The organism is Neosynechococcus sphagnicola sy1 (assembly GCF_000775285.1).
In the GTDB taxonomy this organism is placed as follows: Bacteria; Cyanobacteriota; Cyanobacteriia; order Neosynechococcales; family Neosynechococcaceae; genus Neosynechococcus; species Neosynechococcus sphagnicola.
In genome coordinates, this window is the sequence record NZ_JJML01000018.1 from 69,530 (window position 1) to 80,642 (window position 11,113).

At 44.0% G+C, this 11,113-nt stretch carries 9 protein-coding genes and 2 pseudogenes; 10 read left to right on the forward strand and 1 reads right to left on the reverse strand.

Annotated elements, in window-relative coordinates; translation table 11 throughout:
• The first annotated feature begins 1 nt into the window (after position 1).
• The 8 genes and pseudogenes from pseG to DO97_RS09655 all read left to right on the forward strand — a co-directional run bounded on the left by pseG (position 2) and on the right by DO97_RS09655 (position 6,892).
• Positions 2-1,144: a UDP-2,4-diacetamido-2,4,6-trideoxy-beta-L-altropyranose hydrolase gene (gene pseG, locus DO97_RS09625; RefSeq protein ID WP_052128586.1), complete on the forward strand. Its 1,143-nt coding sequence runs from the start codon at positions 2-4 to the stop codon at positions 1,142-1,144.
• A 16-nt stretch (positions 1,145-1,160) separates the two neighbouring features.
• Positions 1,161-1,784 carry a class I SAM-dependent methyltransferase gene (locus DO97_RS20930; protein WP_052128587.1) on the forward strand — a complete coding sequence of 208 codons (624 nt, stop codon included), beginning with the start codon at positions 1,161-1,163 and terminating at the stop codon, positions 1,782-1,784.
• The gene (locus tag DO97_RS09635) at positions 1,781-2,431 is read left to right on the forward strand and encodes a class I SAM-dependent methyltransferase (protein WP_052128588.1); all 651 of its coding nucleotides are present in this window, start codon (positions 1,781-1,783) and stop codon (positions 2,429-2,431) included. Before DO97_RS20930 ends, DO97_RS09635 begins: the two co-directional genes overlap by 4 nt.
• 8 nt (positions 2,432-2,439) lie before the next feature.
• Positions 2,440-3,162, forward strand: coding sequence for a WbqC family protein (locus DO97_RS22145; protein WP_072016413.1), 723 nt, complete (start codon positions 2,440-2,442; stop codon positions 3,160-3,162).
• 131 nt (positions 3,163-3,293) lie between these two features.
• Positions 3,294-4,347: pseudogene (gene pseI / locus DO97_RS09645) on the forward strand (pseudaminic acid synthase).
• Positions 4,348-4,373: 26 nt separating this feature from the next.
• Complete coding sequence (locus DO97_RS23850) at positions 4,374-4,823, forward strand: hypothetical protein (RefSeq protein ID WP_156120514.1); 450 nt, start codon at positions 4,374-4,376, stop codon at positions 4,821-4,823.
• Positions 4,824-4,932: 109 nt separating this feature from the next.
• Positions 4,933-5,856, forward strand: a complete 924-nt coding sequence (locus tag DO97_RS09650) for a capsular polysaccharide export protein, LipB/KpsS family (protein ID WP_156120515.1) — start codon at positions 4,933-4,935, stop codon at positions 5,854-5,856.
• Positions 5,857-5,947: 91 nt separating this feature from the next.
• Complete coding sequence (locus tag DO97_RS09655) at positions 5,948-6,892, forward strand: hypothetical protein (RefSeq protein ID WP_036532863.1); 945 nt, start codon at positions 5,948-5,950, stop codon at positions 6,890-6,892.
• Positions 6,893-7,150: 258 nt separating this feature from the next.
• Here DO97_RS09655 and DO97_RS09660 read toward each other — a convergent pair whose 3' ends face one another.
• Positions 7,151-8,257 (reverse strand): ATP-dependent 6-phosphofructokinase, encoded by a 1,107-nt coding sequence (locus DO97_RS09660; protein WP_052128589.1) that lies wholly within the window; start codon positions 8,255-8,257, stop codon positions 7,151-7,153.
• Positions 8,258-8,276: 19 nt separating this feature from the next.
• On the opposite strand from DO97_RS09660, the pseudogene DO97_RS23855 reads away from it, so the two are divergent.
• Together DO97_RS23855 and DO97_RS23860 are read left to right on the forward strand one after the other, a co-directional pair.
• Positions 8,277-8,423, forward strand: a pseudogene (locus tag DO97_RS23855) (ISKra4 family transposase); the annotation flags it as partial.
• Positions 8,424-8,645: 222 nt separating this feature from the next.
• Positions 8,646-11,113: FG-GAP repeat protein (locus tag DO97_RS23860; RefSeq protein WP_156120516.1), on the forward strand; the 2,468-nt coding region annotated here is incomplete at its 3' end.

Genomic DNA, 11,113 nt, shown 5'->3' on the forward strand with positions numbered 1-11,113 from the left:
TATGAACTTCTTATTTCGTGTGGATGCTTCTTTCCAAGCTGGCAGTGGTCATGTAATGCGATGCTTAACGCTGGCCTCTTCGCTTGTAGATAGGGGATTTGAGGTTAAATTTCTCTGTCGTGATTTTCCCGGTAATCTGTGTAATTTTTTAGAGGCTCAAGGCTTTTCAACTTTTAAGTTGAACACCCCACGTGAATTCCTCAATCATGCACTAGCTAATGATGGTGATCAGACCGCTCCTAATTATGGTACATCGGATAATAAGGTAGATAAACAGTCTAGTCTGTTTATACCTTGGCAGGTTGACGCTGAACAGACAAAGTCTCTCTTAACTACCAAAAAACTCGAGATAGATTGGTTAATAGTTGACAACTATTTAATTGACCACCGCTGGCAAGAAATCCTGCGTCCATATGTTCGATACATCATGATTGTTGATGATCTAGCAAATCGATCCCATGACTGTGATCTGCTCCTAGATCAAAACCTTTTAGCCAATCTAAATACTCGGTATAACGGGTTAGTTCCCTCTGATTCTCAGCTACTTCTGGGTCCCAATTACTTGATGCTGCGTCCAGAGTTTTTAGCTGCCAGACAAAAAAGACATTTTGATCGTGAACCCACAAAAATTATTCTCACTTTTGGGGGGGTTGATAGAAACAATACTACTGCCTGGGTATTAAAGGCGTTAAATCAACTCGTTTCTCACTCCTCTCTAGAAATCATGGTTGTGTTGGGAGGTGGTTGTCCCCATAGATTGGAGGTTCAGGCATTAGCAGCCCAATCTATCCATTCAGTCACCATTCAGCAATCTGTTACCCAAATTGCTGAACGGATGGCCTGGGCTGATCTGGCTATAAGTGCTGGGGGCTTTACCTGCTATGAACTTGCGTATATGGGGGTTCCGACTATGGTAATTACTATTGCCAAGCACCAAGAGAAGGTAGCCCAAGAACTACATCATCGGGGGATGAGTGTATATTTAGGGGCATTTGAATCTCTAAATCAAAATGACTTCATTCATACCACCCAATCCCTGATGGCTGATCCTCAAAAGCAAATATCAATGTCCAATGTAGGACAGATGTATATTGATGGACAGGGAACTGGGAGAGTCATTGAAAAGATTATGAATCATTCGTGATTGGAGAGAATTGACAATGGCTTATGATCATAACCACCTGGCCATGTGGAATCAATGGAACCAGGAGGGTGGACCAAATTATCCCCATCAAAAAGTCATTCAATTTGTGTTTCGAAATTTTCCTCCAGCTGTACGTTCCCAAACAAGAGTGTTAGATTTAGGCTGTGGAAGTGGTGTCCATTGTGTATTCTTGGCCAGTGAAGGCTTCCAGGTCACAGGTACTGATATCTCTGAAGTAGGGATTGCCAATACTAGCCAAAAACTAAGTAAATTGGGTTTACATGCCAATTTGAAGGTAGAAGCAGCAGATGTTCTAGATTTTCGTTCAGATAGTTTTGACCTAGTGATTTGTGTTGGTGTCTATGACTGTGCCGGATCTGAGGTGACAAAGATTTCCGTAGATAAATTAAGTACCCTAATGGCACCAGGTGGACGGGGGATTTTTTTGTTTGCAAGTAATAATGACTTCCGTTTTAAACACCAGGTACTTAACATCCATGGTTTCCTTGAAAAAGAAGTGAAAGCGATTTTTGCTAATTCTTTTGACAAGGTTTGGATTGATCGCTATGTCACAACCTATCAGGGTGGACAAATTGAGCAAAATGACTGGTTAGTTACTGTGGAGAACCTATTGCCATGAGTACTCACTCATTTCAGTCTGATTTCCATATTATTCGAAATCATTACAGTTACTTATTGAATACCTATGGTGACTGCCCAGAAGGTGTTCAATGGCGAGATCGCAACACCCAGGAGCGGCGTATGGAGATTCTACTTCAAATTGGTGAACTGCGTACCTGTAAAGTTTTGGACTTTGGCTGCGGTACAGGTCATTTATTAACACTGTTGAAGTCAAAACTGAACTTCCATGGAGAGTATGTAGGCTATGATATTTCTCCAGAAATGATTACTATCGCCCGTCAGAAATTTCCAGATATCAAGTTTGAACAACGGAATATTCTCACCGATGGCATCCCTGAAACTTTCGATTATATATTCGCCAGTGGAGTGTTTAACAATCAACTGACGGATAACTGGGGTTGGATGACAACCCTGCTTACAAAACTCTTTTCTCACACTCGGATTGGGGTAGCATTTAATGCTCTTTCTACCTATGTAGATTATTATGAATCTAATCTATTTTACGTAAGTCCCGAAGAAGTTTTTAGGTTTTGCAAATCGGAACTTTCTCCCTGTGTAACTATCAGGCATGACTATCAACTTAAACCTGGTGTAATTCCGTTTGAGTTCTCAGTTTACGTCTACAGATGCGATAGAGTAATCTAACTTACATTATGTCCCGTACCGTTGTTATTACCCAACCTACTTACATGCCATGGCTCGGCTACTTTGAACAAATTTCTAGAGCTGATGTTTTTATTTTCCTTGATACCGTTCAGTTTGTTCAACGCTCTTGGCACAGTCGTAATCGTTTAAAAGGCAGTAATGGTCAGCCTTTTTGGCTGACCGTCCCAGTTGTTTCTCATGCTCAAAAAACTCCATTACTAGACATAAAAATTTCACCTCATCAATCACAATGGAGGGAAAAACATTTGTCAACAATTCAAACTTATCTAGGATCTACACCTTATTTTGCAAAAATATTTCCATTAGTCCAGAGTTGGCTTAATACTGAACATACTTATCTTGTTGATCTGAATATTAGTGGGATTAAATTATTTTCTCAGTTTTTAGGACTATCTCCCCAATTCATGAAGGCATCAGATCTTATGCCAAATGGAAACAGAACTCAGTTACTTCTGAATCTTTGCCAGCAGGTTGGGGCAACTAGCTATTACACTAGCGCAGGTTCTAGTGCTTACATGGCACCAGAAGAGCATCTATTTGCTGATGCAGGTATAGAACTAAAATACCAGTCTTGGGAGCATCCAGTATATTCTCAATGGGGTTCAGGATTTACCTCGCATCTTTCAGCGCTAGATGTATTTGCAAATATTGGGGCAGATGTTACCAGAAGCTATATTCTCCCAACAGACTCTAAGGAAGTAACTTCCTAGATTCCGAAGATCGTCTACCAATAAAAATAGGTAATGATTTATGTGAGCCACATTAAAAACATAAAATAATATTTGATCAATCAATTGCTCAAGACTGAATACCATTAACCCCTTAGTTCTTACCTGCACCTATGCTGGATATCTTCATTGACAATCGCTGGATTGGCAGGAATCATCCTCCTTTTATCATTGCTGAAATGTCCGGCAACCACAATCATTCGCTTGAACGAGCACTTGAAATTGTCGAAGCTGCTGCTAAAGCAGGTGTCCACGCTCTCAAGCTACAGACTTACACTGCCGAGACGATGACCTTAGATGTAGAGGAAGGGGAGGTTTTTTATCACCGATGCCGAAAGCTTATGGCAAGGAAGATCTCTGCACAAGCTTTACCAGCAAGCCTACACACCTTGGGAATGGCATCAACCGATTTTCGATCGCTGCCGTGAACTAGGTATCATTGCCTTTAGCACCCCCTTTGATGCCACATCTGTGGAATTTCTGGAATCTCTCCAGGTTCCCTGCTACAAAATTGCTTCCTTCGAAAACACCTATTTGCCCTTAATTCGCAAGGTCGCCAGCACCGGAAAGCCAATGATCATCTCAACAGGCATGGCAACCCTGGCTGAACTGGATGAAACAGTTTTAGCAGCTAGAAAAGCAGGTTGCAAGGACTTAATCTTGCTTAAATGTACCAGTACATACCCTGCTAGTCCTGAAAACTCTAACCTCGCAACTATCCCACATCTTAGGGAAATGTTTAATGTCCAAGTTGGGCTATCTGATCACACAATAGGAATTGGTGTAGCAGTTGCTAGTGTGGCGATGGGAGCAACAATCATTGAGAAGCATTTAACCCTGAGTAGAGATGATGGAGGGGTAGATGCGGCTTTCTCTATGGAACCAAAGGAAATGGCTCAATTGGTGGTTGAAACTGCAAGAGCTGCCCAAGCTATGGGAACAATAAACTATGGCCCTACGGTGGCGGAAGAGGGGTCATTAATGTATCGACGCTCACTCTATGTCGCCAAGAATATGAAAGCAGGAGATACTTTTACATCCGAAAATTTACGCGTAGTTAGGCCGGGAAAAGGACTACCATCGAAGTACTACGATATTTTGCTCGGTAAAAAAATTAAACTGGATGCAGCAATAGGTACACCAGTGAATTGGGATCTAATCATTTGAAAACTTATAGACTAAAATGAAATTATATGGAAATTGATTCCGGCAGTAGAATATTAATTTATTCCCCTTTTGCAAATTGGCCCTTTCATTTTGAAACAGAGTTAGAGCTAATTGAAAAATTTTTAGTAAAAGGATGCAGAGTTACTTTACTACGTTGTTCTGGTAAATTGCCAACCTGCGAACCCAATCCCTACCATCAGGAATCAATCTGTAGACTGTGCAAATCCCGAAATGCTGCTGGAATTAAATGGATTGGGAAAAGTCGAATAGAAATCAAGGATTTTTATCATGTTAGTAAACTTCAAAATGCAGAAGTAGATAAGCTCTATAATATCAAAATCTCATCCTTAAAAGATCTAACTAAATTAGAAATAGGTACATCTCAGATAGGTCTTGCCGCTTTAAGCTCAACTATTTCGCTATTGAGAGATCCAAATCCTGAAATCAATAAACACATAAAAACTTATTCGATATAATTTAGCTGCTGCGGCCATTGTGCATTTCTCGATTCACAATCATCTTATTGAGCTATGTCCCGATATTTTTATTCTTTGCAATGGTCGATTCGCCGCATTTAGACCAGCCTTGCAAGTTGCTCAATCCTTTAATATTACAACCTATGTTCATGAACGTGCTGGAATTTTAGATAAATACTACCTAATAAAAAATGGCTCTACCCATAATCTCAGCCTTATGAAAAGTGAAATTGATGTCTGCTATAACGAATCAATATTGCCAGATTCAGAAAAACGACGAATTGCATACGAATGGTATGAAGAGCGAATTAATAATAATCCTCAAAGCTGGATTTCATACACCAAAAATCAACAGAAAAATTTTTTACCTAGAAGCATAACAAATGTTGGATTGGAAAAATTTAAAATTGGTATATTTAATTCTTCTGAAGACGAAGTTTTGACATTTGAAGAGTGGGAAAATACGTTATATCAAGATCAAAATGATGGAATATATAGGATATTGGAAGCATTCAAAGGACAGGATTTAATCAAATTTTTTCTTAGAGTTCACCCGAATTTATCTAATATAAATAATTCACAAACTAGAGATATTGATAGGTTAAAAATTCAATTTGACAACCTTGAAGTTATAGATGCAAAATCCATTGTTAGCACCTATGCTTTGATTGATGCCTGTGACTTAGTTATAACGTTTGGTTCCACTGTTGGCATTGAAGCAGTTTACAGAAATAAGCCCTCCATCTTAATGGGAAGGGCAATGTATGAAGATTTAGGAGGAGTCATAAAACCTAGTAACCACGAAGAATTAGTCCTGATTTTGACAAATTTTTGTTTTCATAGAACTTTGCCAGATGTCGATAATTCCGATCTAGGTGTTATCAAGTATGGCTTCTTTCAGAAAATGTATGGTTATGATTTTGAATATGTCAAACCATACGAAGCTTTTAAAGTTTCTTTGATAAAGAATGGAAAAGAAATATTTATAAAATCTAGTTTTGTTTCTAGAGTTTTAAAAAAGTTAAATCTATAGCTATTGCAGTCCTCAATGAGTCGCAAGCTAAATTAACCTAAAATCCTTACTCAGAAAGAGTCAATGTTTACAAGTGGCTTAGAAAAGTTATATGTCTTTCAATCTAAAAACTCCTGTTGCATTACTTATATTCAATCGACCTCATTGCACAAAGAAGGTCTTTGAAACAATTCGTCGAGCAAAACCTCCTATTCTTTTATTGGTAGCTGATGGTCCTAGAACTAATTTATCAAGCGATATTGAAAACTGCGCTTTATCTCGTAAGCTTGTTGACAATATTGATTGGAATTGCCAAGTGTTGAAAAATTATTCTGACATTAATTTAGGTTGTAAGTATCGAGTTTCTACTGGATTAAATTGGGTTTTTGAAAATGTGGAAGAGGCAATAATTTTAGAAGATGATTGCCTCCCAGATTTATCATTTTTCCGCTTCTGTGAAGAGCTGCTAGAGATCTATCATGAAGATGAAAGAATCATGGCAGTTTGCGGAACAAATTTTCAGTTTGGACGAAATAAAACGCAGGAAAGTTATTATTTTTCTCGCTACAATCATTGTTGGGGTTGGGCATCTTGGAGACGAGCTTGGCAACACTATGATTTAGAAATGAAGCTCTGGCCAGTTATCCGAGATCAAGGCTTGCTCAAAAATATTCTAGAAAATGATCGATTATTTAATACATGGAATGAAATCTTTGAATCAGTTTTTTGCGATCGCATCGACACTTGGGATTATCAGTGGACATTTGCCTGTTGGGCACAGAATGGTTTATCAGTTTTACCCAATGTTAATTTAGTTACTAATATTGGCTACGATTCAGAGGGAACACATACAAGAGATCAGAATAGCCATTTAGCAAATATTCCTTCGACTTCAATAGATTTTCCCTTAAAACATCCATCATTCATAATTCGTAATGCTCGAGCAGATATTTTTACCCACAATATTTGCCATCAAATGCCATTTGATTTTCGAATTAAGAAAAAAATCAGACAGCTATTTTTTAAAAATGGTATAAATTTCGGATTTCACATTTAATCATATCAACAATAAGCATTAACCCCATTGCCAGCAATATCAAGCTGACATCTACCCATTTGCGAAAAAAGAAAGCGCCGTCTAAAATACGCAACACTACAATCAGTGATAACCGCAAGATGTCAAAACTGCCCAAGATAGCAGGAAGAGGTTGCATGACAACCAACACGTCATTGAGGAGCCGGATGCGGGAAAACTCGCACGTCTGGTTCTACAGACCAGCAGGTAGGGCGACTTACCTGCTGAGTTTAATCACATCTATTCCTCCTTATCTAAAACAATCGGGCTGAAATGGGCTGGACTTCCCACGTAGATCCCCAATGCTCGAGCCGTTTGCACCAACTGACTGTCGGGAGTCACCAGCAGCGGGTTAGCAGCAATCACCGCTTCTAAAGGCACGGCGACCACCTGTCCACTCTGCCACGCCACCATTTGTTTGGACTGCCCTTGGGCGATCAGATCCACCGCCACTTTGCCGAAGGCAGTGGCAATCAAACGATCCAGAGCTGAGGGAATTCCTCCTCTCTGGATATGTCCTAACATCGAAACCCGAACATCCACCGGATAAGCACTGCAACTGATAATCTCACTGGCAAGGTACTGTCCGATGCCACAGGAGGGTCTTTGATCCGGCTGTTGGTCGTGGGAATCTGTTGCGGTTTTCGCCCCTTCTGCCACCACAATAATGGCAAATCTACGCCCCCAGCGATCGCGTAATTCGGTTAAATGGCGGCAAACATCCTGGATTGCATAGGGAATCTCCGGCATCAAGATGACATCGGCTCCCCCAGCAATGCCAGCGTGAAGCGCCAAATGCCCCGCTTCTCGACCCATAACTTCCACAATCATCACCCGATCGTGGCTTGATGCTGTAAACGTCAGGCGATTGAGGGCATCGGTGATGGTGTTGACCGCTGTGTCAAACCCGACAACCCTTTCTGTGAGGGCAATATCGTTATCAATAGTCTTGGGCACCCCAATAAACTGCCAGCTTCCCTGATTCGCCAGATGATTGAGAATTGCCAGACTGCCATCGCCGCCAATGCCAATCAGCGCATCCAACCCCAATGCCTGGTATCCCGCCTGAATCTGATCAAAATGAGCCAGAGTATCCCCTCGGTTAATGGTGCCGAGAATCGTCCCCCCCATGTTGATGAGGGGATCAATACCACGCAAATCTAAGCCGTGGATACTGAGGGGTATAGCTTTCTGATCCAGAAGTCCTTGAGTGGCATAGGGAATGCCGAGAACCTGCCAGCCATAGGTGAGAACCGCATGGTTGATTACAGCGCGGATGACAGAGTTGAGTCCGGGGCAGTCTCCACCGCTGGTCAAAATGCCCAATTTCTTTTGCGGTTTGGTCATTGCTAAACCTGGAAAATTCTATGCGTATTACCAAGCAGAAGGAATCCCAATTGGTTCAGGCTCTGTGAAGTCATGGGTCAAACAGATTGACCGTCACACTCAGATTTCGGGTACTCTATGGCGAGAAGTTCATATTCCGCAAGTTCTGTCGCACCACTTCACTTAAAAGTCACGCGCTCCGGTCTAAATGATACTCTATTTGTAAAATTAACGAGATTTCCACCAGTTCAAAAGATAGCAACAGGTAACGTTGGCAGCCCATTGAACGCTGAGACTCAAGCGGGTTCCCACTCCATCCAGCCAATTACTTTGCAACGCCGCATTTCTTGAATGACCGCAGCCGTCTTCCCCAGCTCTGAACCCATTCGTCAAATCAAGGAAAACACTCATGGTCAGCAGCAGCCTCAATCTCTCCAGCCTCAATGGCAGCAACGGCTTTGCCCTCAACGGCATTAGTGCGAATGACTTCTCAGGCCGTTCCGTCAGCAATGCGGGGGATGTCAATGGCGATGGCATTGATGACCTGATCATTGGGGCTGATCGTGCCGACCCTAATGGCAGCGCTTCCGGCCAGAGCTATGTGGTCTTTGGCTCCACCAGTGGCTTCAGCAGCAGCCTCAATCTCTCTACACTGGATGGCAGCAATGGCTTTGCCCTCAATGGCATTAGTGCGATTGACMAWTCAGGCCGTTCGGTCAGCAGTGCCGGGGATGTCAATGGCGATGGCATTGATGACCTAATCATTGGCGCTTATGGTGCCGACCCCAATGGCAGCGATTCCGGCCAGAGCTATGTAGTGTTTGGCACCCCACGGGGCACGGGCAACAATGATTTAGTTACAGGCACCAGCGGTAGCGACACCATTGAAGGGCTGACGGGCAATGACACCCTCGTGGGTGGGGAGGGCAACGACAGCTTAGATGGTGGTATTGGAGCCGATTCCCTGGTGGGTGGTCTCGATGACGACACCTATGTGGTTGATAATATCGGCGATGTGGTGGTAGAGAATGCCAGTGAAGGCATTGATCTGGTTGAGTCCAGCCTTACCTACACCCTGGGAGCCAATGTTGAGAACCTGACTCTAACTGGGAGTAGTGCCATCAACGGCACCGGCAACAGCCTTGATAATTACCTCTTTGGAAATACGGGTGACAACCATCTCAGCGGCGGCGATGGCAATGACACCCTGCTGGGCTTAGACGGCAACGATTCCTTAATCGGGGGTGATGGCAACGACAGCTTAAATGGTGGCATTGGAGCCGATTCCCTGGTGGGTGGCACCGACAACGACACCTATGTTGTCGATAATGTCGGCGATGTGGTGATGGAGAATGCCAGTGAAGGCATTGATCTGGTTGAGTCGAGCCTTACCTACACCCTGGGAGCCAATGTTGAGAACCTGACTCTAACTGGGAGTAGTGCCATCAACGGCACCGGCAACAGCCTAGATAACGTTATCCTCGGGAACACGGGTGCCAACACCCTCAACGGCAACGATGGCAATGACTCCTTAGTGGGCGGCGATGGCAATGACTCCTTAGTGGGCGGCAACGGCAACGACACCCTGATTGGCGGCAGTGGCAACGACACCCTGATTGGCGGAGCGGGGAATGATTATTATGTCGTAGACTCTGCCAGCGATGTTATCAGCGACAGCAGTGGCACCGACACCGTAGAGACCGACCTCAACTTCACCCTGACGAGTAGTTTTGAGAACTTGATTTTACAGGGTATCTTCGACCTCACCGGCACCGGCAACAGCCGCAATAACCAAATTATTGGCAACAGCGGCGGCAACCTCCTCAGTGGCGGGGTCGGAAACGACAGCATATTAGGGGGTGACGGGGAAGACGAGCTATCGGGTGGCGACGGCAATGACTCCCTGCTGGGCGAAGCCAATGATGATGTCCTCAATGGCGACGCAGGTAATGACACCCTCGACGGTGGGTTTGACAACGACATTCTCCTTGGCGGAGCCGGCAACGACGTTTATCGTGTCGATAGCGTCGATGATGCCGTTGTTGAGTATGCCAACGCCGGCACCGATAGGGTTGAAGCTAGCATTGATTACAGCCTCGGCAGTGATGTCGAGAACCTGACCCTGATTGGCACTGCCAGTATCGGCATCGGCAACGAGTTAGCCAACCTGATGACAGGCAACACCAACGACAATGACCTCACTGGCTTAGAGGGAAATGACACCCTCGTGGGTGGGGAGGGCAACGACATTTTAGATGGGGGTATTGGAGCCGATTCCCTGGTGGGTGGTTTCGATGACGACACCTATGTGGTTGATAATATCGGCGATGTGGTGGTGGAGAATGCCAGTGAAGGCATTGATCTGGTTGAGTCCAGCATTACCTACACCCTGACAGCCAACGTTGATGATCTGGTGCTCACGGGGAGTGCCGCCATTAATGGCACCGGCAACAGCCTTGATAATTACCTCTTTGGAAATACGGGTGACAACCATCTCAGCAGCGGCGAGGGCGATGACTACTTGTTCGGTGGGGATGGCAACGACCTCCTAGAAGGTGGGGTAGGGGAAGACTTCTTAGACATCTACCTATCCACTGGGAATAGCACCCTGGATGGGGGTGCTGACAACGACTATTTAGATGCTTCCTCCACCAGTGGTAATCACAGCCTCATAGGCGGTGAGGGCGATGACGACCTCTGCGTCTGTAGTAGCGATGGCAACAACACCTTAGTCGGCGGCAATGGGGAAGATATCCTCGAAGCATCCGACTCCCAGGGCAACAACTCCCTGGAAGGGGGAGCCGGGAACGACTCGTTATTCGCAGATTACGCCATTGGCAATAACACCCTCAGCGGCGGCGATGGCGATGACTACTT